General features: G+C 60.2%; 22 protein-coding genes. 10 read left to right on the top strand and 12 right to left on the bottom strand.

Annotation, left to right across the window (positions count from 1 at the left end; translation table 11 throughout):
- The first annotated feature begins 66 nt into the window (after positions 1–66).
- The 4 genes from HQN82_RS15050 (at position 67) to HQN82_RS15035 (ending at position 2754) form a co-directional block, all read left to right on the top strand.
- Entirely contained in the window at positions 67–705 is a 639-nt protein-coding gene (locus tag HQN82_RS15050) for a 2-dehydro-3-deoxy-phosphogluconate aldolase (protein ID WP_006700245.1), read from the top strand.
- 109 nt (positions 706–814) lie between these two features.
- Positions 815–1510, top strand: a complete 696-nt coding sequence (locus HQN82_RS15045; RefSeq protein ID WP_004445183.1) for a tellurite resistance TerB family protein — start codon at positions 815–817, stop codon at positions 1508–1510.
- Between the two features lie 316 nt (positions 1511–1826).
- Positions 1827–2519: a GNAT family N-acetyltransferase gene (locus HQN82_RS15040; protein WP_173615139.1), complete on the top strand. Its 693-nt coding sequence runs from the start codon at positions 1827–1829 to the stop codon at positions 2517–2519.
- Complete coding sequence (locus HQN82_RS15035; RefSeq protein ID WP_004445178.1) at positions 2506–2754, top strand: hypothetical protein; 249 nt, start codon at positions 2506–2508, stop codon at positions 2752–2754. Before HQN82_RS15040 ends, HQN82_RS15035 begins: the two co-directional genes overlap by 14 nt.
- Here the strand turns inward: HQN82_RS15035 and HQN82_RS15030 are convergent.
- From HQN82_RS15030 to HQN82_RS15020, 3 genes are all read right to left on the bottom strand, one after another.
- On the bottom strand, positions 2745–3794 hold the full coding sequence (locus HQN82_RS15030; RefSeq protein ID WP_173615138.1) for a nickel/cobalt transporter: 1050 nt from the start codon (positions 3792–3794) through the stop codon (positions 2745–2747). The two genes, HQN82_RS15035 and HQN82_RS15030, sit on opposite strands and share 10 nt — an antisense overlap.
- Positions 3788–4429: a DUF1007 family protein gene (locus HQN82_RS15025; RefSeq protein ID WP_004445173.1), complete on the bottom strand. Its 642-nt coding sequence runs from the start codon at positions 4427–4429 to the stop codon at positions 3788–3790. Before HQN82_RS15025 ends, HQN82_RS15030 begins: the two co-directional genes overlap by 7 nt.
- A gap of 106 nt (positions 4430–4535) precedes the next feature.
- Positions 4536–5714, bottom strand: coding sequence for a hypothetical protein (locus HQN82_RS15020; protein ID WP_173615137.1), 1179 nt, complete (start codon positions 5712–5714; stop codon positions 4536–4538).
- A gap of 270 nt (positions 5715–5984) precedes the next feature.
- Here HQN82_RS15020 and HQN82_RS15015 point away from each other — a divergent pair, with 270 nt between their 5' ends.
- The 3 genes from HQN82_RS15015 to HQN82_RS15005 all read left to right on the top strand — a co-directional run bounded on the left by HQN82_RS15015 (position 5985) and on the right by HQN82_RS15005 (position 8910).
- Positions 5985–6272: a hypothetical protein gene (locus HQN82_RS15015; RefSeq protein ID WP_004433441.1), complete on the top strand. Its 288-nt coding sequence runs from the start codon at positions 5985–5987 to the stop codon at positions 6270–6272.
- A gap of 518 nt (positions 6273–6790) precedes the next feature.
- The gene (locus HQN82_RS15010) at positions 6791–7438 is read left to right on the top strand and encodes an outer membrane protein (RefSeq protein ID WP_037092288.1); all 648 of its coding nucleotides are present in this window, start codon (positions 6791–6793) and stop codon (positions 7436–7438) included.
- Positions 7439–7728: 290 nt separating this feature from the next.
- On the top strand, positions 7729–8910 hold the full coding sequence (locus HQN82_RS15005; RefSeq protein WP_173615136.1) for an MFS transporter: 1182 nt from the start codon (positions 7729–7731) through the stop codon (positions 8908–8910).
- A gap of 221 nt (positions 8911–9131) precedes the next feature.
- Here HQN82_RS15005 and HQN82_RS15000 read toward each other — a convergent pair whose 3' ends face one another.
- The 3 genes from HQN82_RS15000 to HQN82_RS14990 form a co-directional block, all read right to left on the bottom strand.
- Positions 9132–10124, bottom strand: coding sequence for a WD40 repeat domain-containing protein (locus HQN82_RS15000; RefSeq protein WP_034496759.1), 993 nt, complete (start codon positions 10122–10124; stop codon positions 9132–9134).
- Between the two features lie 482 nt (positions 10125–10606).
- Positions 10607–11716, bottom strand: coding sequence for a CobW family GTP-binding protein (locus tag HQN82_RS14995; RefSeq protein ID WP_034496758.1), 1110 nt, complete (start codon positions 11714–11716; stop codon positions 10607–10609).
- 113 nt (positions 11717–11829) lie between these two features.
- Positions 11830–12630 (bottom strand): creatininase family protein, encoded by an 801-nt coding sequence (locus HQN82_RS14990; protein WP_173615135.1) that lies wholly within the window; start codon positions 12628–12630, stop codon positions 11830–11832.
- Positions 12631–12709: 79 nt separating this feature from the next.
- Between HQN82_RS14990 and HQN82_RS14985 the strand changes: the two genes are divergently transcribed.
- From HQN82_RS14985 to HQN82_RS14975, 3 genes are all read left to right on the top strand, one after another.
- Positions 12710–13219 (top strand): MarR family winged helix-turn-helix transcriptional regulator, encoded by a 510-nt coding sequence (locus HQN82_RS14985; RefSeq protein WP_173615134.1) that lies wholly within the window; start codon positions 12710–12712, stop codon positions 13217–13219.
- A 134-nt stretch (positions 13220–13353) separates the two neighbouring features.
- Positions 13354–14376, top strand: coding sequence for a LacI family DNA-binding transcriptional regulator (locus tag HQN82_RS14980; RefSeq protein WP_003505469.1), 1023 nt, complete (start codon positions 13354–13356; stop codon positions 14374–14376).
- Between the two features lie 397 nt (positions 14377–14773).
- On the top strand, positions 14774–15736 hold the full coding sequence (locus HQN82_RS14975) for a 2-hydroxyacid dehydrogenase (protein WP_173615133.1): 963 nt from the start codon (positions 14774–14776) through the stop codon (positions 15734–15736).
- Positions 15737–15973: 237 nt separating this feature from the next.
- Here HQN82_RS14975 and HQN82_RS14970 read toward each other — a convergent pair whose 3' ends face one another.
- From HQN82_RS14970 to HQN82_RS14945, 6 genes are all read right to left on the bottom strand, one after another.
- Complete coding sequence (locus tag HQN82_RS14970; protein ID WP_173615132.1) at positions 15974–17101, bottom strand: Gfo/Idh/MocA family protein; 1128 nt, start codon at positions 17099–17101, stop codon at positions 15974–15976.
- 151 nt (positions 17102–17252) lie between these two features.
- Entirely contained in the window at positions 17253–18065 is an 813-nt protein-coding gene (gene iolB / locus HQN82_RS14965; protein WP_173615131.1) for a 5-deoxy-glucuronate isomerase, read from the bottom strand.
- Between the two features lie 205 nt (positions 18066–18270).
- A complete protein-coding gene (gene iolE / locus HQN82_RS14960; protein WP_022562729.1) occupies positions 18271–19179 on the bottom strand; it encodes a myo-inosose-2 dehydratase in 909 nt (302 codons plus the stop codon).
- Position 19180: 1 nt separating this feature from the next.
- Positions 19181–21007: a 3D-(3,5/4)-trihydroxycyclohexane-1,2-dione acylhydrolase (decyclizing) gene (gene iolD, locus HQN82_RS14955; RefSeq protein ID WP_113731844.1), complete on the bottom strand. Its 1827-nt coding sequence runs from the start codon at positions 21005–21007 to the stop codon at positions 19181–19183.
- Positions 21004–22920 carry a bifunctional 5-dehydro-2-deoxygluconokinase/5-dehydro-2-deoxyphosphogluconate aldolase gene (locus HQN82_RS14950; RefSeq protein ID WP_173615130.1) on the bottom strand — a complete coding sequence of 639 codons (1917 nt, stop codon included), beginning with the start codon at positions 22918–22920 and terminating at the stop codon, positions 21004–21006. The genes iolD and HQN82_RS14950 overlap by 4 nt, the downstream gene beginning before the upstream one ends.
- 205 nt (positions 22921–23125) lie before the next feature.
- Positions 23126–23941, bottom strand: coding sequence for a MurR/RpiR family transcriptional regulator (locus HQN82_RS14945; protein WP_004445154.1), 816 nt, complete (start codon positions 23939–23941; stop codon positions 23126–23128).
- Positions 23942–24034 lie beyond the last annotated feature (93 nt).

Raw genomic sequence — 24034 nt, 5'->3', positions numbered from 1 at the left:
CAAAGCCGGGGCAGGCTAATCGGTAAACGGGATTTCAATCGTTTCAATCGCGCAAGGAGGCTCATCTTGGCCCAGGACTCCGAAAAACTTCTCTCCATCCTGAAACTTCAGCCGGTCGTGCCGGTGCTGATCGTGGATGACGCCGCCTCCGCCGTGCCGCTTGCGCGTGCTTTGGTCGCGGGCGGTCTGAAGGCAATCGAGATCACCATGCGCACGCCGGCCGCGCTGGACGCCATCCGTGCTGTTGCGGCGGAAGTGGAAGGCGCCAATGTCGGCGCCGGCACCATTCTCAATGCGAAGGATTTCGAGGCGGCTGCCGAAGCCGGTTCCACCTTCATCGTCAGCCCAGGCATCAACAAGAGCGTGCTGGAAGCCGCGCGCAGCTCCAGGGTGCCGCTGCTTCCGGGCGCCGCCACTGCCAGCGAAGTCATGGCGCTGCGCGACGAGGGTTACAAGGTGCTGAAGTTCTTCCCGGCCGAACAGGCTGGCGGCGCACCTTATCTCAAGGCGCTGTCTTCGCCGCTCGCCGGCACCGTCTTCTGCCCGACCGGCAGCGTATCGCTCAAGAACGCCAACGACTATCTCTCCCTGCCGAACGTCGTCTGCGTCGGCGGCTCCTGGGTTGCCCCACGCGAACTGGTGGCGACGGGTGACTGGGCGGGCATCACCAAGCTTGCCGCCGAAGCTGCTGCGCTGCGCGGCTGATTTGTCTCCTGTCAAACCCGTTCACGAAGGCGTGAGCGGGTTTGACATTTATATTCGGCCCACGGCTTCCTATCTCCCCCTGTAGATTTGACCTCTACAGGAGATTTTGATGTTCGACGCCAAGAAGCTTCTTGAACAATTCCTCGGCTCGCAGGTGCCGGGCCTTTCGGGAAGCGTCCGTGACAGAGCCGGGCAGGCCGCCGATATCGCCAAGAACAATCCCCTCAAGGCCGGTGCTCTCGCCGCCGCAATCCTGGGCACCAAAACCGGCCGCAAGCTCGCCGGCAACGTCGCCACCATCGGCGGTGTCGCCGCCATCGCTGGCCTCGGTTACCTCGCCTACAAGAATTACAAGTCAGGACAGGCGCCGGAAGCCGCGCCGAAACCCGAGCCGGAACTTCTCGCTCCGCCCGCCGATTCCGCTTTCCATCCGCAGTCGCCGGCGCTTTCCAATGATTTCGCGCTGAAGCTCATCCAGGCCATGATTGCGGCGGCCAAGGCCGACGGGCATATCGATGAGAAAGAGCGCGCCAATATCATGGACAAGGTGCAGGTTTCCGGCCTCGATAGCGAAGCCGAGCGTTTCCTCGAAAAGGAACTGGCCGATCCGCTCGACATCGACGCGCTGGTGGCCGCTGCCCGCACGGAAGAGCAGAAGGTGGAGCTTTATACCGCCTCGCGGCTTGCCATCGAGGCCGATACGCGGGCGGAGCGGGGGTATCTCGATCTTCTTGCCGGGCGCCTTGGGTTGCCGGATGCGCTGGTGGATCACATCGAGGCGACGGTGGTGGCGGCGAAGGTGTAGGTTGGCGTTTGGGCTTGGGCATGAGGTTTGAGCGTGTGGCTCACCCCCTCTGCCCTGCCTGGCATCTCCCCCTCAAGGGGGGAGATCGACAAGCGGCTACATCTCGCCTCTTTCGACGTTTGCGATTGAAGCGGCGGTAGGGCCTCCCGCTGATCTCCCCCCTGAGGGGGAGATGCCAGGCAGGGCAGAGGGGGATGAGCCACGCCCACCGAGGATGATAAGCGCCCCGCTGAGATCACCGCATCCCACCCCCACATCCACTGTTGTCATCCCGCCCGGCTTGCCCTAATCCTTCTCCCAGCAAATGGGGAAGAGAATGCGCGATCTGAGTGAATTCAAGGGATGTCCGGCGCCGCAGCCGGTGGTGCTGAAGGGCCGTTATGTAACGGCGGAACCGTTCGATCGCGACAAACATCTGGAGAAACTCTGGGCTGCGCTTGGCGGCGAAGGCACCAATGCGCTGCTCATATATTTCCCGCAAAGCGCCTTTCCCGATGCGGATGCCTTTGGCGACTGGCTTGTTGGCGCTGGCGAAAAGCTTAACTGGGTGACGCTGGTCTTCGTCGAAAACACAACGGGCGAAATCGTCGGCATGGCGAGTTACATGCGGCCCGATCCCGCCAATGGCGTGGTAGAAGTCGGCTCCGTCGCCCATGGGGCGAAGATGAAACGTTCCCCGCTTGCCACCGAGGCGCATTACCTTATGGCGAAGCATGTGTTCGAGGATCTGGGGTATCGCCGTTACGAGTGGAAATGCCACAACGAAAACGAGCCCTCCAAGACGACGGCGAAGCGTTATGGCTTCACCTTCGAAGGCGTCTTCCGCCAGCATATGATCTCGAAGGGGCAAAATCGCGATACGGCGTGGTTTTCCATGATCGACGGCGAATGGCCACTGATCGGCAGGGCCTTCGAGGCCTGGCTTTCACCGGACAATTTTACAGCTGACGGCACGCAGAAGCGCAAGCTTGAGGATATTCGCGCGGAGCTTGCCCATGCCAACGCCTGAAAAGCCAAAGCCCGAGACGCCAACTGCCAGAAAGGATTGGTCGCCTGCCATTGCCGCGGTGCTCATCATCCTCGGCTTCGGGCTGATATTCTTCATCATGCCTAAAATCATGTTGTGGCTTGGCGATTATTCGCCCTGGCTGGCGGCCGCCTTCGGCACGGTGGCGGTGCTCTGTTTTTTCCTGCTGTTCTGGCTGCGGGCGCGTTACCAGCGCCGCCATAACGATCAGAACTGAAGCGACGCGCCGAGCAGCATCAGGCCCATCAGCAAGACGAAGAGCGCACCGGCGATTTCGATCGCGTGGCTGATGCCGGCCGCCCTGCGGCTGCCGGGGCCGGCGAAACGCACGGCCAGACCCTTGGCGGAGACGGCCATGATGGCGAGGACCGAGACCGTGATGGCGGTGCCGAGCGACATGGCAAGGACGGAGAGCACACCGCCAAGATAAAGCCCGTTCAAAAGCGCGAAGCTCATGACGATGATAGCCCCCGAGCAAGGCCTGAGCCCTACAGCGATGATGGCTGACCATGCCTCGTGAAGACTGAAGTTCTTTGCCCTCAGCAGCATCGGATCGGGCGCATGGGATTTGCCGCAGGTGGTGCAGAGGTCGCCCGAGCCGTCATGGGCGTGATCGGCAAAAACCGGTTTGCCCTGAAACCGCAGCCCCGTGCCCATGCCGGTGGTTCTTGCTGCCGGTGCCTCACCCGCCACAGCGAAAACGGTGGCCGGCTCGCGCCGGATTCGCAGCGACCAGAGTTTTCGCACCAGGAGCCATGCGCCGAACAGGGCAACCATGGCGAAACTGGCGATTTCCATCGCCTGTGTCGCTTTCGTCATGGTAATTGAGGTGCCGCGCAGCACCAGCCAGGCCGCGCCGACAAGGCCGATCGCGACAGCGCCCTGAATGAGCGCCGAGACGAAGGAGATGACGATGCCACGTCTCAGCTGCGTTTCATTGGCGATCATGTAGGAGGAGATGACCGCCTTGCCGTGGCCGGGACCGGCCGCATGGAACACGCCATAAGTAAAGGAGAGGCCGATCAGCGAACCGAGCGCCCAGCTGTCCTCGCGCATCGCCTTCAGCGCGCCGGTCAGCGCCCGGTAGAACATCTGCTGGTGCACGTTGATCCACTGCATCAACGGGGCAAAAGGCCCGCCGACGGAAAAGGACGGTTCGGCCGAGCCTATGCCGAGCGGCGATTGCGCATGGGCCACGCCGGCCACGGCAATGAAGCCGATGACGATGGCAAGCAGGCCGACCCGGCGGCTCAGCATGTGACCTCCAGCCGCGTGGCAAAGAGCTTGGTCATGTCTGTACCGGTGGGATCGTTGAAAAAGGCATCGGTGAGCGTATTCTGGTTCTGGGAGATCACCTCGTCCGGATCAGGGCGCACCACATGCTGCTTGCAGGCCTTCAAATCCTTGCCCTCGGTGGCGATATCGCCGTCCTTGGCGAAATCGATCGCCGTGTACATCGTCGGATCCCACGCGCCAAAGCTGAGCCTGCCCTTCACCGCCAGAGGTTTGAGCGGTTTCACGGAAAAGAACATCAGAATCTGCTGGTCCTTGTAATCCACATGAATGGCGTCGGGTTTACCGAACTCCACCGGTTTCCCGTCAGCGGTGATGAAGGTGTAGTAGGAATATTCGGCCAGCGATTCCAGCACGGTATTGCCGATTTCGGCCAGCTCGTCCTTGTCGAGTTTCAGATCGCTGTTCTTGTCGTAATCCATCACAACGCTTGCTGAGAACATCTCGTCGAAACGCCAGATGTTGCGCACTTCCTGGATGGTCCGGTTCGGTCCCTCGACGATTTCCATCCGGGCTTCGGCAAAGATATGCGGATGGGCGGAGGCGGCGACGGGGATGCAGGCGAGGCCGGCCGCGAGAAGCAAAAATCGTCTGTACATTATCCGGTCTGTCCTGCCGTCGAATCTGGAAGGTGTGACTCTAGCAGAAATTGGGACCGAATTTCGACCCGATGCGTCCGAACCTTCGCGCAGGTTGAGACGGAGTTCAGAAGGTGCCGCTGAAACGCGAGGTGACGCTCGAGCCATCATAGGCAAGGTCGGTATCGCGCTCGTCATGCAGCAGGCGGTTGAACTCCACCTCCAGCTTGCTGTTCTTGCCGGTATCGAAAGAGAGGGTGGCGACCAGCCGGCGCTCGCTGGTATCGTAATTGTAATAGATCCAGTCCTTGTGGACCTGCTGCAGCGCGAGGTCCAGGCCGACCTTCTCGGCCAGCCTGCTTTTCACGACGAACTGCCAGCGACGGTGAAATTCGGCGATCGGGTCGTCGGGGTCGAACAGGGCGTAATCCTGCGAGAAGCCCACGCCGAAGGCGATGCGGTCCGTGGCCTTCAGCTCGGCTTCCGCCCGGAGATAAGGCCGGGTGCGCTTCACCTTGTCGCTGATCTCGTCTCCGGAAATGGAGGTCAGCCCAGCTTCGGCAAGCACCGCGAGACGGTTCGAGAACCTGTAGCCGTAAGCAAGCGAGCCGCGCAGCGTTTGGGCCGGAAACCGCTTATATTTTTCCTGCTGCCCTTCCGGCACGAGAACGCGGTCATAGGCGATCGTGATGCCAGCCTCACCGCCTGCGAGTGGCCGTTCATGCTCTGCCTTCAGCGACAGGAGCGCCTCATTGGCCTCCAGACGCGTGGGGATGAAATAGGCCGGGCGGAATCGCGCCTCGCCTTTCATCAGGCTGGCAAGGCTGGCCGTCAGCTTGTTCTTGCCAGCAAGGGCGAGGATGCCAAGCTGGGAGGAGGCTTCAAGCTTGTGATCCAGTTGCCTGTATCCGATATTTTCTTCCGGCAGGTGCAGGAAAATATCGCCGGCATCGCTGCGGGTGCCGCGCAACTCAAGAGCCCATTCCAGCTTCTCGGAAAAGCGTCTGGTCAATTCCAGCGACGCGATGGTGTTATGCTCATTGGCAAAACGGTAGCGGGGAAGGCGAACCTCTTCCTGCTCAAGCGAGTAACGCAGTTCCGCCCCTTCAAGCGCGATCTTGCCCGTGAGCCCGAAGCCGGCGCGCAGCGAAATGGCGCTCAAGCGATTGGTGTCGGCGAAATAATTGCTGTCATAGGAGATGCCGGATTTGTAGGTGATGGTGTGCTCATCGGCCTTTTCTCCCGCCCACCCGCGGCAGGCGCAGGCAAGCCCGAGAACAAGCGCGATATATCCCCCCAGCCGCATTTGCATCTCCGGTCGCTAATTAAGCAATATCTTATATTTGGATGGTTAATAAAGTTTCCTGCCCGGTTTTACTGTCTCCGCCAAAGGTGCCTGCCGATACTGTTGGAAAAGGAGCGAAAGGGCGGAGGCGAGATATGTAGTATTTGATTAAAATCGCCAGTATTAGTGTTAATCGTTTATTGTAATATTAGCCTTTGCTTGAATTAGAATCCTCTAAATATACAGTTCAGTTACGCCAGATGGCGTGATCAAACAAAAGAGGAGAGAGAAATGATTGCAAAGTTCGCTTGTGTAGCCGCTATTCTTACTGTCGCTTCCGTTGGTCAGGCCAATGCGGGCGGTCTTCTGGGTGGCATCCTGTCCGGCAACAGCAACAAGGGCGGCGCCCTTGTCGTGGTTTCGCCGAGCATCGATCTCGGTGTCAGTGGCATCCTGTCCAATAACGGGATTTTGAATGGCAACAAGACCGGCATCCTGAACGGCGTGCTGAATGGCAACAAGACGTCCGTCGATGTCATCGACAACAAGAATGACGGCGGCAAGAAGCGCCGGCACTAAGTAATGAAGAAAGGGATGGCGAAACCATTGTCTTTCGCCATCCCGCTCTGACGGGACAGCTCGAAGATCATCAGGGATTTTCGACGCAGACGATGCGCTAAGCGCATAAGCCGGTAACGAGCCCAGAGTTGCGTGTGTGTGACGCATGGTATTTCCGGCAAGAACAAACGGCGCATCGCATGACTGAAGGGGGCCCTCGGGCTCCCTTTTTTTGGAGGATGATCCAGCTGCGTCGTCGCGCTCGCCGATCCTTGAAGTGCCTTAGAAAGATGCGTGCATCCGGTGTGTTTATGTTTATATATTCTAATTTTACTTCAAATGAAATAAGAAGTTATAATGTAGAAATATACAATATAATTTGCTATTCTCTGGCTTTGGCGTCATTGTTACTTGTTTTTAACGTTTGGATGCTTCAATTAGAACGTGTCCCCGACTCGTCGTTTGTGACCGTGATTTCGGCGGCGGGTATATTCGAGGCCCGCTTCGTGGCGGGTAGGGCAGTTTTGAAGGAGCAATTTATGTTGAAACAATCATTTCTCGTCTTCGCCGCACTTGGCGTTCTTTCCGGCGCAGCCATTGCTGCTGATGCCGTTAGCGACATTCCGGCGGCGCCTGCTGTCAGCGACGTTGCGCCTGCCTTTTCCTGGGATGGTTTTTACGCCGGTGTTTCCGGTGGCTATGGCTGGAACCGTTTGAAAGCCACGGAAGACGGTGACACCGAAAAGCATAGTTTTGATGGCGGTCGCTTCGCGGGCTTTGCCGGTTATAATGCGGAAGTGGCGCCGTCAGTCGTTCTCGGTGTCGAGGGCGACCTCGGTTACGCCTGGGGCAAAAAGACGATCGAGCTCAGCAAGGTTTCCTCGGGCTTGAACGGTTCGGCACGTCTGCGCGCCGGCTATGCCATCGACCGCGCCCTGATCTACACCGCCGGCGGTTACACCGCCACAAACAGCAAGATCAAGACGCCTTTCGGCAACACGAGCGAGACGCTGAATGGCTGGACGATTGGTGCGGGTATCGATTACGCCTTCACCGACAACATATTCGGCCGTCTCGAATATCGCTACAACGATTTCGGCAAGAAGACCTACACTGTCCAGAACCTCTCTGCCGATGGAAAGCTCAGCGACCACGTCGTTAACGTCGGTCTCGGCGTGAAGTTCTGATTGGCGGTTATTCGTACCGGCGGAACGCATCGGGCGACAGTCAAGCAGTATCAATCCATAACCTGCCCGGTGGCGAGAACATCTCCGGGCAGGTGCCCTTAATCGAACGACGCTTGCTTTCCGCTGAAGCAGGTCCAGCCGTGGGCGATAGACATCCTGAGTGGCGAGAAGAGGTTTCGTCTTCTTCCAGCGACGAAACGGCATGCAGTGTTGAGCTCAGGCTTGAACAGCGGAGCGTTTTGATGTGATGGTGGGTGCCACCCCCGCTTGCCAGCCTTCAGACGATTCCCATGCAACAAAAAAGCACTTTGCCGGGCGCTTTTGATCGCCAGGCCTATATGATCGCGTTGCTGGTCTTCATTGCCGGCAGCACCAATGCCGCCGTTGTGCCATTTATCGGCTTCTACATCATTCAGGTGCTTGGTCATCCGCCGGCCACCGTCGGATTTTACAGTGTGACGGCGGCGCTGGCTTCGATTGTCGCAAGCCGCGTTTATGGTGAGCGCGTTGATGCCGGGATGCGGGTGAGGCCGCTTTTGTTGCTTTCGGTGTGCGGCGCTCTTGTCGCGGCCGCGGCGGCAAGCTTTGGGCATATGGCGCTGCTGGTGGCCGTAACGGCGACCGGCATGGGGCTTTCCAACGCCGCAAGCACGCTCATTTTCAGTTACGGCCGGTATCATGGCCGGATGAAGGGGCTGGACACGGCCGCCTACAATGCCTTCCTGCGGACGATGGTGTCGCTGGCATGGATGCTGGTCCCCGCCGCCGCCTATCTGATCTTCGACCTTGCGGGTGCGAAGGCGGTATTCGTGAATGCCATGCTGATGGCCGTCATCTGGGGCGGTCTTGCGCTCGTCGTCGTGCCGTTGAACCAGACAAGCCCCATGGAACGGCGGCCGCAGGGCGAGGGCGACACACGGCGCAATATGCCGCTGCTTCTCGCCGCCGCGGCCAGTTTCTGCATGTCTTTCGCCCATGCGCTCTGCGCTTCGGCATTGCCGGTGTTTCTGGTGCGTGAAGTGGGGTTGCCGGACTATGCGCCGGGCCTGTCGCTCAGCGTCAAATGCGCCATGGAAGTTCTGCTTATTCTTCTTGCGCCGCGCATCATGCGCCGGATCAGCGCACGGCTGCTGCTGAGCGGCGCGGCGATAACGGCGATAATCGCCTTCAACATCATCGCTTCGGTCACGACCCTGCCCGCAATGCTGGTGGGGGCTGCGATGGAGGGTGCCTATTACGGCCTTTTCGCCGGCACCTGTCTGACCTTCGTGCAGGGCTTTGCCCGTGGACGCACGGCGCGGGCGACGGCGCTCTATATGAATTCGATTTTTCTCGCTGCGCTGTTTGCGGTGCCGCTAATGGGGTTCGTATCGCAATATGCCAGCTTCGGGGCCTCGATCCGGCTCGCCTCCGTCGGTGCGGGCGCGGCTTTGCTGCTCTTGTTCCTCACGCGGCGGCAGGTGGGAGAGTAGCGTATTGCAGGGGGCAGCAATCCTGCACAAAGGCTTGGCGGCGACATTGCGGACGACCCTCGTTCCTGTGCCTGTCACAGGATTCCGGTCGACGTGCGTCTGCGCGACGGGAGGCTACTTTCAGCCCAGGGACTTGGGCTGCCTCATTCCTGTGACAAGCACAGGAATGAGGCAGCGAGATTGGCCGTGGAATAAGCGGCCGTCTCGCGGGCGGCCAGCCCTCAAGCCGAAATGTCTATAATCCCGCAATCACCCGCTTCTGAAGCGAAGGCGAGCAGCTTGCCGGTGGCGCTCCAGTCCATGGATGTGATCGCACCCTTGCCGGGACGACGCAGCAGGGCTTCCTTGCCATCTGCGAGGCGCACGCCGAGGATCATGCCGTCGATGAACCCGATGGCGAGCACATCTTCCACGGGGTGGAAGGCGACATTGGTGACCATGATGTTGGCGCGGGTGCCGAGTTCCTCCGGGGCCTTGCCCATTGGACCATCCTTGCCGGAGAAGGGCCAGACGATGGCGGCCGGTGCGCCCGATGAGGCGAGCCATTTGCCCTTTGCCGACCAGGAAACGGATTTGACCTTGGCGGGATAACCCGTCATGCGCATATGGCGGGCCTCCATGCCGCCCTTGGTGGCTTCCATCTTCCAGCCGTGCAGGGCATTTTCCTGCATGGTGGTGACAAGGAACTTGCCGTCGGGCGAGAAGGTGACGCCGGTATGCGCGCCCTTCCATTCGAGATCGACCGGGTCGCCTGCTGTGGCGACCCAATGCAATGTCACGCCGTTATACCGGGCAACGGCAATGCGCAGGCCCTTGGGCGCAAACGCGATCGCCTCCACCGTGCGCTCTTCCTTGAATTCCTTGACCGTACCGTCCGGCAGCCGCACGAAGCTGGATTTGCCGACACCATAAGCAACCGCCTTCTGTGGCCCGCCGGCAACGACGCCCACCCATTTGCGCGGCACGTTGGCAATTTCGCTGAGGCTGCCATCATGGCCGATGCGCAGCACACGCCCGTCTTCGCCGCCGGAAAGCAGCGTGGCGCTGTAGGGGTCACGAATGCAGGTCAAAAGCCCGTCATGCGCCTCAGTCACCTTCTCGCCGCCATCGAGCCGGTGAATGGTGCCGGCGGCGGTGGCAAACAGGGGAATGTCGCCGAGAAAATGGGTCGAGACCACGTGGCCTTCGATATCGAGCGGGGCAACAGTCGGCATGGGGCATCGGTCTTTCGTATCTGTGTCTCATTGGCGGGAGCGTCATTCCCGCCGGCTGGCATGGTTCTAGAGCATTTCCGGCAAAAGCGGAACCGCTTTTACGTTCGGACGATTCGCGAAATCAAGGAGATAGAATTCTTTGCGGTAGGGGAATCATCCCTGCACAGCGGTTGAAAATTATTGAGACTCCGGTGCTCCGGGCTCCCCCCCCTCCGTCCTGCCGGACATCTCCCCCTCAAGGGGGGAGATCGGCAAGACGCACTTTTCTCACTTCATTCTCGACCGTCGAGAGGTGCGAAACCTCGCCACGGAACGATCTCCCCCCTTGAGGCGGAGATGTCCGGCAGGACAGAGGGGGGTGAGCCGAGAGCACCGGAGCGTCAATGATTTTAACTGCCGTGTACGGTGTCGAAGAACGCGCGTCGGCGGATGACGAACGCAGCCGTACCCCGGCTCAGGACCGGGGTAACGGAAGGATAAGATCAAGCCGTGGCGAGGCAGGCGTTAAAACTCTTTTCCAGCTTCTCGCGGTCCAGCTCACGGCCGATGAAGACGAGGCGGCTTTCGCGCTTTTCATCTTCCTTCCACGGACGCTGGTGATCGCCCTCGATGATCATGTGCACGCCCTGCACCACGTAACGCTCGGCATCGCCCTTGAAGGCGATGATGCCCTTGAGGCGCAGAATGTTCGGGCCGTCGGTCTGGGTGACCTTCTGGATCCACGGGAAGAACCGCTCGGGGTTCATCTCGCCGCCGCGCAGCGAGACTGACTGGACCGTCACGTCATGGATTGGGGATACCGCGCCATGGTGGTGATGATCGTGGCCATGGTCATGATCGTGGTGATGATGCCCGTGGTCATGGTCATGATGATGATGGTCGTGATCGTGATGATGATCGCAATCAGGGCCGCAGACGTGGTCGTCATGGCCGTGCTCGAGGAAATGCGGGTCGTTTTCCAGCGCGCGTTCCAGGTTGAAGGCGCCCTGATCGAGAACCCGGGCGAGATCGACGCCGGAACGGGTGGTCTTGTAGATGCGGGCGGAAGGATTGATGGCGCGCACGATATCCTCGATGCGGGCAACTTCCTCCGGCGAAACGAGATCGGTCTTGTTGACGACAACGACATCGGCAAAGGCGATCTGGTCTTCGGCCTCGCGGCTGTCCTTCAGGCGCAGCGGCAGATGCTTGGCGTCAACCAGGGCAACGACAGCATCGAGCTCGGTCTTGGCGCGCACGTCGTCATCCATGAAGAAAGTCTGGGCGACGGGCACCGGATCGGCAAGGCCCGTCGTCTCAACGATGATACCGTCGAAGCGGCCGGGGCGGCGCATCAGGCCTTCCACGACGCGGATGAGGTCGCCACGCACCGTGCAGCACACGCAGCCATTGTTCATTTCGTAGATTTCCTCGTCGGATTCGACGATCAGATCGTTGTCGATGCCAATCTCGCCGAATTCATTGACGATGACAGCGTATTTCTTGCCGTGGTTCTCGGAGAGAATGCGGTTGAGAAGCGTCGTCTTGCCGGCGCCGAGATAACCCGTCAGGACGGTGACTGGAATGGGCTTGGCTGTTGCTGTTTCGGTCATGGAAAACCCCGCGTGGAGAGAGGCCCGATGGCCTCAGGAAGATGTGTCGTTGTCCATATAGGCGCGACGCTCGGGCAGTTCAAAGAGATTTTGGCCGAATCCGGCCATCTCACTCAAATTTTGTTATGAAATAACGTTATGTCAAAAGCGTGGATATCTTCAAGCAGTTCGACAAGGCCGTTGACGGCGTGGGAAATCAGCCTTTCGCCCTTTTCCGCTGTCGCGGCGGCGGCGTTTCCGGCAACGCCATCGGGGTTGAGGTCGCTCATCAGCCAGCCGAATGCGTGCGGGCCATAGGCGCGCAGGTGTTTGAAGCGGCTGGCGAAATCGCTCTGGCGGGAGGGGAAATTCGCGACCTTTTCCATTGCCACGCATTCGGGGTGAAGTGCCAGCATGACCGATGTCTCGATGTCGCCGCCGTGAATATCAACCGCCTTGTCCTCCGGCTTCACGATGTCTTCCGGCACGCCGAAACGGGTCCAGCTCGTGGCGACCGCCAGCATGCCGAAACGGGCGCGGGCCTCGGTGGCGACGATGGTCATCAGCGGTGAATTGCCGCCATGGGCGTTCAGCATCACGAATTTGCGCACACCTCTTTTATGTTCCAACTCGGCGATGCCGAGCCAGCGCTCGATGGCCTCATCGTATCGCAGCGTCTTCGTGCCCGGCACATTCATGTGTTCGATGGAATATCCGACCGGCTCCGCTGGCAGGAAGAAGACGGGCAGATGACCGGGCAAGGCGGCGGCAAGGCGGGCGACGATGCCTTTGGCAATCAGCGTATCGGTCTCGAAGGGCAGGTGGGGGCCATGCTGTTCATGCGCGCCGAGCGGCAGCACGGAAATCGCGCCTGTTGCGTGAAGATGAGGGTCTGTTACGTTTTCGTCGTGATAATGCGTGTATGAGTTTGGCATCTGGCAGTCCGCGCGAGCATTCGGTAAGGATTTCCAGCAACATATATCGGTTCCGCCACAGGGTAAAAGGCACTCGCGTATGAGCAAGGACAAATCCGGGAACAAGGACAAAAGCGCCAAGAAGGATAAGGGCGGCAAGAAGGTCAAGGACGCCAAAAAGAGGGATGAAAACTTCAACCCGGAGGAGTTGGCGCAATCGATAACCCAGGCCGCCCGCTCCATGCGTACCGCGCTCAGCCACAGCCTCGCCGAAAGCGGGCTTTATGCCGGACAGGACGGCGTCATCCTGGCGCTGGCGCAGGAAGGCAGCCTGACGCCGGGGCAAATCGCGCAGAAGCTGGGTGTCAAGGCGCCGACCATGACGCGCACCATTGGCCGCATGGAAGCCCAGGGTTTCGTGGAACGCAGCGGTGACGACGGGGACGGTCGTGTGACGCTGGTGAAGCTGACCGAAGCGGGCCTGAAAAGCGTCGAGCACATCAACGTTTCCATCGCCAATTGTGGCGCGAGAGCTGTCGAAGGCCTTTCGGCCAAGGATGTTCGCAACATTGTTAAACTCTTGAAAGCAATAGACGCCAATCTTCAATAATTTTTGCTGAAATTTTTAAAAGAACCATCTGTTTTGCGGTTATTCCTTAAACGGGTTGCGGATTTTGTTTAAATTGTTTAATTGCGATTTAAACGGAGCCATCCGTCACTGACACGCGTTTGGGGAGGAATGCCGTGGCCCAAAAGGTCAAACTGTCTACCATCGCCGAAAGTCTCGGCCTTTCAACCGCCACCATTTCCCTTGCATTGCGCGACAGTCCGCTGGTCGCCGCAGATACGCGGGACAAGATCAAGGAACAGGCGCGGGCGCTGGGCTACATTTACAACCGCCGCGCCGCCAGCCTGCGCACCTCGCGCTCCGGCATTGTTGGTGTCGTGTTCCATGACGTGATGAACCCCTTCTACGGCGAAATCCTGAAAGCCATTGAAAGCGAGTTGGACCGCAGCCGCCAGACCTTCATCCTGTCCAACCATTATGATTCGGTTGAAAAGCAGCGCACCTTCATCGAGACGCTGCTGCAGCTCGGCTCCGACGGCATCATCATGTCGCCGGCCATCGGCACGCCGATCGAGGACATGACGCTCGCCGAAGAAAACGGCATGCCTGCCATTCTGGTGGCCCGTTCCATGGATGGCGTTGATATGCCGACCTATCGCGGCGACGACAGCTACGGCATTTCGCTCGCCACCAACCATCTGATCAGCCTCGGCCACCGCACCATCGCCATGGTCGGCGGCACTGACCAGACTTCCACGGGCCGTGACCGTTACCAGGGTTACGTCAATGCGCTGCGCAAGGCCGGCATCGAGGTCGACCCGAACCTGCGCATTCCCGGCCCGCGCTCCAAGCAGGGCGGTTTCGAGGCGGCGGTGCATTTCCTGTCGCTGCCGCAGAAGCCGACCGCCGCCGTGTGCTGGAACGATCTCGTCGCCATCGGTCTCATGAACGGTATTTCCCGCGCCGGTCTGGTGCCGGGTGTCGATATCTCCGTGACCGGCTACGACGACCTGGAGGAAGCTGCCATCGCCACCCCGGCGCTGACCACGGTTTCCAACGGCCAGGCCGAGGTCGGGCGCCTGGCGGCCCGCGCACTGCTGGACAGGCTGGCGGGAAGCCATGAACCTGACGGCATTCACCTCATCAAGCCGGAAATGCGTATCCGGCAATCGACCGGGCCGGTGCGGCCGCGGGTGTGAGCGTATCGCCCTCGCAGGCCTGGATACGGCAGGTTACATGCTCCTCGTCGTCTACGGTGTTTCCTTCCTCCGTCATTCCGGCCTTGAGCCGGAATCCCGGCCGCCGCGTGTCTATGCGGCGAAAAACAGTCATTCAGCCCAATGACTTGCGCTGGCTGGATGCCGGATCAACTCCGGCATGACAACCTTGCAAGTGCCGCAGCAAAGGCTGCATGATGCTGCCGGGCGCTTAAAAAAATCGGCATGAAACGTCGCTCTGTCCCCATAGCTTCCGCTTATTGGCCTTTTCACGGCAGCCGTTGTTTGAAAAGATCGCGGTCCGATGGAGCAGGATGGCGGGTAGTTTGCCGGCAACCCTCTCCGGCTATTGGAATGTTATCAGGAGGAATATCCGCTTATGTCTGACAAAAAGGCCGTCGTTCTCGTTCCCGGCAAGATCAATCCGCGCGTTCTCGAACGCCTCGAAGGCAAGGTCGAGATTGTCACGGCACCCGCCGGCGCAGAGCCGGTTCTACCCGCTGGCGCGGCGGAGCGCATCAACGCCATTGCCGTTTCCGGCGCCGTCAACGCCAAATGGATCGACGCGCTGCCGAAGCTCGAGATCATCGCCAATTTCGGCGTGGGTTATGATGGTGTCGACGCCAAACACGCCGCCACGCGTGGCATCGTGGTGACGAATACGCCTGATGTGCTGAATGACGAAGTGGCCGATACGACGATCGCGCTGTTGATCAACACCGTGCGCCGTCTCTATCAGGCCGAGACGTGGCTGCGGGATGGCAAATGGGTTGGCGAAGGCCCGTTCGCGCTGTCGCCGTTTTCGCTGCGCGGCCGCAAGGTCGGCCTGTTCGGCATGGGCCGCATCGGCCAGGAAATCGCGAAGCGCCTTGAACCCTTCAAGGTGGAGATCGGCTATTACACCCGCAGCAAGCGCGACGAACTCTCCTACACCTATTATGCTTCGCTGAAGGAGATGGCTGAGGCCGTCGATACGCTGATCTGCATCGTGCCCGGCACTCCGGAGACGCACAAGGCGATCAATGCCGATATCCTGACCGCGCTCGGGCGTGAGGGCGTGTTCATCAATGTCGGTCGCGGCTCCAGCGTCGATGAGGAAGCGCTTCTTGCGGCGCTCAAAAGCGGTGCGCTGGGTGCTGCCGGTCTCGACGTGTTCTATGCTGAGCCGAAGGTGCCGGAAGCCTTCCTGTCGCTACCAAACGTTTCCCTGTTGCCGCATGTCGCTTCTGCGTCCATCCCGACACGCAATGCGATGGCCGATCTGGTGGCTGACAATATTCTCGGCTGGTTCAGGGATGGCAAGGTGCTGACGCCGGTGCCGGAGACGCCGGTCAAGGGGTAAGGCCTGTTGGCAAGCCTTGACCAATATCCTCTGGTGAGGCGAATGGCTTTGCCCGCTCGCAAATCCCGCGCACCGTCACCCCGGACTTGATCCGGGGTCTAGCGCGATAAAGTCTTTGATCGCAAAAGACTTGTTTCTCACGGCGCAGACGCGCCGTGGCTGGATGCCGGATCTAGTCCGGCATGACGGAAGAGAATTTTGTGACGACGGCGGTCGGCCTCGTGCGTGCACGCCGTCCTACTCCGCAATTTCCTCCGCCGTCACCCATCGCCCCTCGGCAAAAGACCGGGCCATGGCGTGAATGCTGCGCTCGATCTTCAGCCCCTCCTCGAAGTCGATGATATGCGCCTTTTTCCCTTCGATCGCCGCGATCAGTTCCCGGCATTCGATCACCTTCAGGTCATTGAAGCCGAGGCCGTGGCCGGGGGCGGGGATGAAGCGGTCGTAGGGCTTGTGGTGCGGGGCGGTGAGGATGGTTCGGAAACCCTGCTCTTCCGGGCGTCCGTCCGTGGTGTAAAGCTGGAACTCGTTCATCCGTTCCTGATCGAACAGGATCGAGCCGGTAGAGCCATAAATCTGGATGGCGATGCGGCCCTTGCGGCCCCAGGCGGAACGGTTGGCGATGAGCACGGCGGAAATGCCGCCTTCAAGTTTCAGGAGAACGCTCGCGAGATCATGCGTCTCAACCGCGCGTTCGCCGCCGCCGGCAAGCGGACGGGTCTCGTAAGGTTTGACCATGTCGGTAATGGCGCTTTGTGCGTGGCCGAACAGGGCGTAAAGCAGCGATAGCGGGTGCACGGCGAAATCATCCAGCGCGCCGTAACCGGAAGACGCCTCGCTCTTCCAGTAGAAGGGCTGGGTGGCATCGGCCATGAAGTCCTCGTCCATTTCGGCACGTACATGATAGACCCTGCCGATCGCACCTTCGTCGATCAGGCGGCGGATGTGGCGGATGACGGGGTTCTGGATGTAGTTGTAACCCATCGCCGCCGCCTTGCCGGACTGGCGGGCCGCATCACGCATCTTCACCGCGTCAGCAAAGGCGGGCGCCATCGGCTTTTCACACCAGACATGCTTGCCGGCCTCAAGCGCGGCAATCGCCATTTCCGGGTGGAAGGCGTTGGGCGTGGTGACGGAGATGACATCTATCTCGGGGTCGGAAAGCAGGTCGCGCCAGTTGCCTGTCGAGCGGGCAAAACCGAACTCTGCGGCTTTCTTCGCGGCAAGCTCGGGGTTGACTTCCGCCAGCGTCACGAGGCGGGGGCGTTCCACATCGCCGAAGACGCTCGTGACGTTGTTCCACGCCAGCGCGTGGCATTTGCCCATGTAACCGGTGCCGATAAGGCCCACGCCAAGAGCGGTCATGGTATTCTCCTCCCGAAATTATTTTAATTAATACAATTCGTTAATTGCGTTTGTTGTGTGCCAAGACAGTCTCAAGACGTGTCTTCGCGCACTCCCTCATTCCTGTGCCTGTCACAGGGATGAGGAGGCTGCGATGTTTGTCTGAAATGCCTTACGGATTATCGCGCTTGAAAATCCAGTCATGATCCGGGTGGTTCTTGAAGCGCCATTTGCGCATCGGCCCCGCCATCACGTTCAGATAATACATCTCGTAACCATAGGGCGCGCCGCAGGGGTGATGGCCCTTTGGCACCAGCACGACATCCCCATCGGATACCGCCATGGTCTCATCAAGCGAACCGTCTTCGGTGAAGACGCGCTGGAAACCGAAACCCTGCGCCGGGTTGAGGCGATGATAATAGGTTTCTTCGAGATAGGTCATGTCGGGGTAGTTATCCTCGTCATGGCGGTGCGGCGGATAGGAAGACCAGTTGCCCGAGGGTGTGAAGACTTCCGTTACCAGCAGGCTGTCGGCGACGTCGCGTTCTTCCATGGCGATGGGGAAGATGTATCGCGTGTTGGCGCCCTTGCCGCGCGCGGTCAGCTGCACGCCGTCAGGTCCGATCTGCTGCGCCTCGCGGCTGCCTTTTTCGCCGGGTGCTGTGCAGACGCCGACGGTGCAATCCGTTGTGGCTGTCAGTGACCATTCGGAACCGGCCGGAACATAAACGCAATGCGGCGGCTTGCGCTCGAACACATTCATGCGGTCACCGAGTTCACCGAAATCCTTGCCGCCAGCGGAAATCGTTGCCTTGCCTTCGACAAGGACGAGAATGACTTCCGTGTCGCCGGTGCTTTCGGCTGCCGTCTCGCCCGGCTTCAGTCGGTAAAGACCGAAACCGACATAACCCCAATCCGCGCTTTGGGGCGTGATATCGTGCACCTTGCCGCTTGTCGCGACCGGCTTGCGCAGAAGTGAGGTCATGGTGTCGTTCCTTTTTCGTGTGTAGCACAAACATGTCGTTCGGTAGTTTCGCGCCCACCCGTCATTCCGGCCTTGAGCCGGAATCCAGCTGACGCGCGTCTGCGCGGCGCGAAGACTTTTTCAGCCCAAGGACTTGGGCTGGCTGGATACCGGCTCAAGGCCGGTATGACGGGTGGGATAGGTCACCCGCCTTCCTTGGCTCAGCTCAAGCGGCCTGAGCCTTGTCCAGCCCCGCTTCGCGCGCAAACGCCTTCAGCGATTTCAGCCCGAGGCTCTGATATTCGAACGGGTTGCGCACGTCAGGATCCTGCTCGGCCTCGATCACCAGCCAGCCGCTATAGCCATGCTCGGCCGCCACTTTCAGCACGGGCGGGAAGTTGACGCCGCCTTCACTATCGCCCGGCACGGTGAAGACACCGCGGCGAACGCCTTCGAGGAAGGAGAGCCGCTCATTGCGGACCTGATCGGCAATGACCGGGCGCACGTTCTTGGCATGGATATGGCCAACGCGGCCCATGTATTTCTGCGCGACGCGAACGGGGTCGCCGCCGCCGAACAGGCAATGGCCGGTATCGAGCAGCAGATGCGTCTTCGGACCGGTGTGCTGCATCAGAAGGTCGATTTCATCTTCGCTCTCGACCACGGTTCCCATGTGGTGATGGTAGACGAGGGTGATGCCCTGCTCAGCAGCAAAAGCCGCAAGCGCTTCCACGCCCGCGCCGAATTTAGCCCAGTCCTCGGCCGCAAGGCGCGGACGGTCTACCAGCGCCGTGTCGTCTGCGCCGTGGATGGCGTTGGAGGTCTCGCAGACGATGATGACCTTCGAGCCCATGGCCTTCAGGAGGTCAAGCGCCGGCTGCATCGCCTTCTTTTCGGATTCGATATCGTCGGTCAGAAGGTTCAGCGAATGCCAGCCCGAGACGAAGGAGAGGCCGCGTGGCGAAAGCACGCCCTTCAGGCCTTCCGGGTCGGTCGGGAATTTGTGACCCTTTTCGATGCCGTCGAAGCCGATCTTGGCGGTTTCATCAAGGCATTGTTCAAGGCTGATATGGGCGCCCAGCGTGCGGTCGTCGTCATTGGACCAGGCGATGGGGTTGGTGCCGTAACGGATCATCTTACTGTCTTTCCTTGACATGGTTTTCATAACGAGCGCGCGCCGGGCCGATTTCGGCGCGGTCTGAGACTTCAGGCACCGCGACATCCCACCAGTGGCCACCGGCTCTCGGGGTCGGATAGGGGTCGGTATCGATGACGATGACGGTCGTGCGGGTGGAGGCGCGGGCGGCGGCGAGGGCCTCTTCCAGTTCGGTTATGGTCGAAACCTTGCGTGCATCCGCGCCCATCGAGCCGGCATGGGCGACGAAGTCGATGGCGATGGGATTGACGTTGGTATGGGCGTAGAGGTTGTTGAACTCCGCGCCGCCGGTTTCCATCTGCAGACGGTTGATGCAGCCGTAACCCCTGTTGTCGGTAATGACGAGCGTGATCTTCACGCCCATGGCGACCGATGTGGCAAGCTCGGAATTCATCATCATATAGGAGCCATCGCCGACCATGACGATCACGTCCCGGTCCGGTTCCGCCATCTTGATGCCGAGCCCGCCGGCGACCTCGTAACCCATGCAGGAGAAGCCGTATTCCATGTGATAGGAAAGCGGCAGCTTGGATTTCCAGAGCTGGTGCAACTCGCCCGGCATGGTGCCGGCCGCGCACATGACGACGGTATTGTCGCGCGACTGGCGCTGGACAGCACCGATGACCTGCATGTCGGTCGGCAGGCTGTTTGCGTGCTCTTCGCCCGGCGCCGCCGTATCGGCATCGGCCTTTTCGAACCATGCTGCCTTGAGGCCCGCATCCGGCGCTGCAAAACGGTGAGCGCCGAGGGCTGCGGAGAGTTTTTCAAGCCCGATTTTGGCATCCGCCGTCAGGCTGATCGCATCATGCTTGGCGCTGTCATAGGGCTGGACGTTGAGCGCCAGGATTTTGCGGTTCGGGTTCTTGAATAGCGCCCAGGAGCCGGTGGTGAAATCCTGAAAGCGGGTGCCGACACCGAAGACCAGATCAGCCTTTTCGCTGATGATATTGGCGCTTTCGGCACCGGTAACGCCAACGGGGCCGAAATTGAGATCGTGATCCCAAGCCAATGCTGATTTACCGGCCTGCGTTTCGACGACGGGGATGGAGTGGGTTTCGGCAAAGCGCTTCAGCGTCTCCGTTGCGCCGGCGAAATGAACGCCGCCGCCAGCAACGATGATGGGGTTCTTCGCGGCCTTCAGCGCCGCGACGGCCTCTTCGAATTCCACCACGTCGGGCTCGGGGCGGCGTTGGCGCCAGACCCGCTTTTCGAAGAAGCTTTCGGGATAATCATAGGCTTCCGCCTGCACATCCTGGCAGAAGGCGAGCGTGACGGGGCCGCAATCGGCAGGGTCCGTCATGGTGCGCATGGCGCGGGGGAGGGCGGTGAGCAACTGTTCCGGCCGCATGATGCGGTCGAAATAGCGGCTGACAGGACGGAAGCAGTCATTCACCGTCATGGTGCCATCGCCGAAATCCTCGAGCTGTTGCAGCACGGGGTCCGGGCCACGATTGGCGAAGACATCGCCGGGGATCAGTAGGACGGGCAGGCGGTTGACGTGGGCCAGCGCTGCCGCCGTCACCATGTTGGCGGCACCCGGGCCGATGGAGGAGGTGACCGCCATGGCGCGGCGGCGGCGCAGCTGCTTGGAATAGGCAATGGCCGCATGGGCCATGGACTGCTCGTTCTGGCCGCGATAGGTCGGCAGCTCGTCCCTGATGCCGTAAAGCGCTTCGCCGATGCCGGCGACATTGCCATGGCCGAAAATCGCCCACATGCCGGCAATATATGTTTCGCCATGTTCATTCATCTGCGCTGCCAGGTAACGAACCATGGCCTGCGCAGCCGTCAATCTTACTGTCTTCACGCTGCCTCTCCCTTTTTGGCGCGCGCCTCATCCCAAATACGGCACAGGCTGGTATAGCGCTGCGCCATATCCTTGACCGCTTCCTCGTCGGTCATCTTGCCGGAAAGCCAGCCGCGGGCGGCGTCGGCAAAAATCGTGCGGCCAACCGCGAAACCCTTGACCAGATCGAAGCCAGCCGCAAGGCGGAAGCTTTCTTCCAGTTCGCTCTGCGGTGCGTCGAGACCGAGAACGACGATGCCCCGCACGTAAGGGTCGTTGCGGTTAACGGCGTCGCAGGCGTTCTTCCATGCCGCGGTGGTTTTCATCGGCTCCAGCTTCCACCAGTCCGGGTAAACGCCGATTTCGTAGAAACGCTCGATGATGCGGGCGGCGGTAAGATCGTCGGTCGGGCCGACCTTGGAGGGAATGATCTCCAGCAGCATTTCCAAGCGGTTGCGCCGTGCGGCCTCGAACAGCCGTATCACGGTCTCTTCCTGCGCAGCGCGCATCTCATCCGTGTCATCGGGGTGATAGAAACAAAGTACCTTGACGACATTTTCGAGCGGCCATTCGGTAAGCCCGCCAAAGTCCTTGCCGAGATCGGGTTCCAGTGTCAGCGGGCGCGAGCCCGGCCATTCCACCGGACGGCCGATCCAGAGGCCGGAGCCGCTGGCGGCAAACAGCGCGTCACGTCCAAGGCGTCCGTCGCAGAGAATGCCATAGCCCGGCTCACCACCGGAAACTTTTTGCGCGGCCTGGAGGCAAAGCTTCTTGAAGGCGCCGATCTGCTCATGCTTGACGCCAAGCTCGTCGGCGATCGCTTCCAGCTGCATGCGATGGTCGAAAGCGAAGACGCGCATGGTCTCCCAATCGCCCTTGCGGTTGGTGGACCAGTGCACCTGCTCCAGCGCCTCGTCCTTGCGTAGCGCCTTGTTGCGAATGCCGGCCTTGAAGAAATATTGCAGCTCTTCCCAGCTTGGATAAGCGGGCGTGCAGCCATGCCGGGAGACGGCGAAGGCGCCGCAGGCATTGGCGTATTTCAGCGTCGTCGGCCAGTCTTCGCCGCGCAGCCAGCCGCGGAACAGTCCGGCCATGAAGCCGTCGCCAGCGCCCAGAACATTGAAGACCTCGATCGGGAAACCTTCGCCCGTCTGCCCGTCATCGAGGCTTGCGGGAATATCGCCGGTGAAGACCGAAGCACCCATCGGGCCGCGCTTGCACACCAGCGTGGCATTCGAAACCTTGCGCACGGCATTCAGTGCGGTCAGCGTATCTGTCGAGCCGCCGGCAATGTGAAATTCTTCTTCCGTGCCGACGATCAGATCGAAGAGATGCAGGGTGGATTGCAGCTTGGCGGTGACCTTCTGCGATTCCACGAAACGGCTCTCGCCATCGCCATGGCCGGCCACACCCCAGAGATTGGGGCGGTAATCGATATCGAGCGCGGTTTTTGCACCATTTTCTCGGGCGAGTTTCAGGGCCTTCAGCACCGCCGCTTCCGTTCTTGGATGCGACAGATGCGTGCCGGTGGCGCAGACGCAGGCCGCCTCGGCAATGAAGGCGGGATCGATATCGTCTTCGCTCAGCGCCATGTCGGCGCAGTTTTCGCGGTAGAAAATCAGCGGGAACTGGTTCTGATCACGAATGCCGAGCAGCACCAGCGCGGTCAGGCGCTCCGGGTCGGTTTTCACGCCACGCACGTCAACGCCTTCGCGCACCAGCTGTTCGCGGATGAAGCGGCCCATGTGCTCGTCGCCGACACGGGTGATGACGGCGCTGTTAAGGCCAAGCCGCGCAGCACCGGCTGCAATGTTCGTGGGAGAGCCGCCAATATATTTGGCAAAGGAGGCCATGTCCTCCAGACGGCCACCGACCTGCGACCCATAAAGGTCAACAGACGAGCGCCCGATCGTGATGAGATCAAGTTTTTTCAAAAGGTTCCTCCTTAGCACCGCACGCTGGCGCGGTCTGCCTCATATGTGTCGAGCGGATCAGGCAACCATGCCGCCAGCTATCGCCATCCCCGCTCCGGTGAGCCTCCTCCGCTCACATGGCCCGTCACGAGAAGGACAGTCGTGGAATGTCCGTTTCATGAATTTGGATCATAAATTCTATTTTTTCCGTTTTCAATAAAAATATTCAGGCCGTCTTGCGTGTACCCACAGCCACGGCAAGGGTGATGGCGAGACAGAGCGTGGCCGAAAGGGAGCGGAAAGCGCCGAAATCGATCTCTGTAACCGTCAGCAGCGTTGCGCCGGATTTCCTTAGCGGATTGACGGCGGAATCAGACATGGCGACAACCGGAACGCCCTTGGCGCGGGCCGTTTCCGCCAGTTCCAGCGTCTCGGTGGAGTAGGGGGAAAAGGTGATTGCGATCAGCGCGTCGTCGCGGGAAATCGCACTGATATTGCCGAGCCCGCCCACGGCGCTATGCAGAACCGCCGGCACCTTCATCTTCTCGAAGGCATAGGCCAGATAGCTGGCAATGGGGAAGGACCGCCGCAGGCCGACGATATGCACGGTGCGCGCCTTGGCCAGCACGGAAACCGCCTCATCAAGCTGTCGGGTGTCGACCGATTTCAGCAGCATTTCCAGCGACGAGCGGCCGGCTTCCACGAATTCGGCAAGCAGGCCGGACGCGCTTTCATCGCCCTTTTCGCGCAGATGATCGAGCCGCGTGGCATAATCCGGCCAGCCGCCGACATAGGAATCACGGAACAGGCGCTGCATTTCCGAAAATCCGGAAAAACCCATGATCTGGCAGAACCGCATGAAGGCCGAGGGTTGCACGCCGGCGCCTTCAGCCATTTCGGCGACGGTGGAAACGGCGATTCGATCCTGATTGGAGGCGACATAATCGGCACATTGCCGCAATCGTTTCGGCAAACCCTCCGCCACCTGGAGCAGCCGCTCCTCAAAAGCCTTTACGGAGTCTGGCGCCTCGATTGCCGTCATTGTCGTTCCCTGGTGCAGATTGAAATCGTGTGCACTTTAACTGCAATGGAATTTTTATTCCATTGGGTTTTTCGGAGGAAGGGCAAATGAGAC

The sequence above is a fragment of the Agrobacterium pusense genome (assembly GCF_013285525.1).
Lineage (GTDB): Bacteria > Pseudomonadota > Alphaproteobacteria > Rhizobiales > Rhizobiaceae > Agrobacterium > Agrobacterium pusense.
The sequence above is the reverse complement of the archived record's forward strand: the minus strand, read 5'-3'. Positions and strand labels throughout refer to the sequence as shown.

Excerpts from the sequence above, each read along its gene's own strand:
- HQN82_RS15045 (WP_004445183.1), top strand. The coding sequence starts at position 815 with ATGTTCGACGCCAAGAAGCTTCTTGAACAATTCCTCGGCTCGCAGGTG.
- HQN82_RS15030 (WP_173615138.1), bottom strand. The coding sequence starts at position 3,794 with ATGCTGAGCCGCCGGGTCGGCCTGCTTGCCATCGTCATCGGCTTCATT.
- iolE (WP_022562729.1), bottom strand. The coding sequence starts at position 19,179 with ATGATCCGTTACGGCACCAACCCCATCGCCTGGTCCAATGACGACGAC.
- HQN82_RS15000 (WP_034496759.1), bottom strand. The coding sequence starts at position 10,124 with ATGCCGACTGTTGCCCCGCTCGATATCGAAGGCCACGTGGTCTCGACC.
- HQN82_RS14985 (WP_173615134.1), top strand. The coding sequence starts at position 12,710 with ATGAGCAAGGACAAATCCGGGAACAAGGACAAAAGCGCCAAGAAGGAT.
- HQN82_RS15010 (WP_037092288.1), top strand. The coding sequence starts at position 6,791 with ATGTTGAAACAATCATTTCTCGTCTTCGCCGCACTTGGCGTTCTTTCC.
- HQN82_RS15025 (WP_004445173.1), bottom strand. The coding sequence starts at position 4,429 with ATGTACAGACGATTTTTGCTTCTCGCGGCCGGCCTCGCCTGCATCCCC.
- HQN82_RS14970 (WP_173615132.1), bottom strand. The coding sequence starts at position 17,101 with ATGACCGCTCTTGGCGTGGGCCTTATCGGCACCGGTTACATGGGCAAA.
- HQN82_RS14975 (WP_173615133.1), top strand. The coding sequence starts at position 14,774 with ATGTCTGACAAAAAGGCCGTCGTTCTCGTTCCCGGCAAGATCAATCCG.
- HQN82_RS15005 (WP_173615136.1), top strand. The coding sequence starts at position 7,729 with ATGCAACAAAAAAGCACTTTGCCGGGCGCTTTTGATCGCCAGGCCTAT.
- HQN82_RS14995 (WP_034496758.1), bottom strand. The coding sequence starts at position 11,716 with ATGACCGAAACAGCAACAGCCAAGCCCATTCCAGTCACCGTCCTGACG.
- HQN82_RS15020 (WP_173615137.1), bottom strand. The coding sequence starts at position 5,714 with ATGCGGCTGGGGGGATATATCGCGCTTGTTCTCGGGCTTGCCTGCGCC.
- HQN82_RS14990 (WP_173615135.1), bottom strand. The coding sequence starts at position 12,630 with ATGCCAAACTCATACACGCATTATCACGACGAAAACGTAACAGACCCT.
- HQN82_RS14945 (WP_004445154.1), bottom strand. The coding sequence starts at position 23,941 with ATGACGGCAATCGAGGCGCCAGACTCCGTAAAGGCTTTTGAGGAGCGG.
- HQN82_RS15040 (WP_173615139.1), top strand. The coding sequence starts at position 1,827 with ATGCGCGATCTGAGTGAATTCAAGGGATGTCCGGCGCCGCAGCCGGTG.
- iolB (WP_173615131.1), bottom strand. The coding sequence starts at position 18,065 with ATGACCTCACTTCTGCGCAAGCCGGTCGCGACAAGCGGCAAGGTGCAC.
- HQN82_RS15035 (WP_004445178.1), top strand. The coding sequence starts at position 2,506 with ATGCCAACGCCTGAAAAGCCAAAGCCCGAGACGCCAACTGCCAGAAAG.
- HQN82_RS15015 (WP_004433441.1), top strand. The coding sequence starts at position 5,985 with ATGATTGCAAAGTTCGCTTGTGTAGCCGCTATTCTTACTGTCGCTTCC.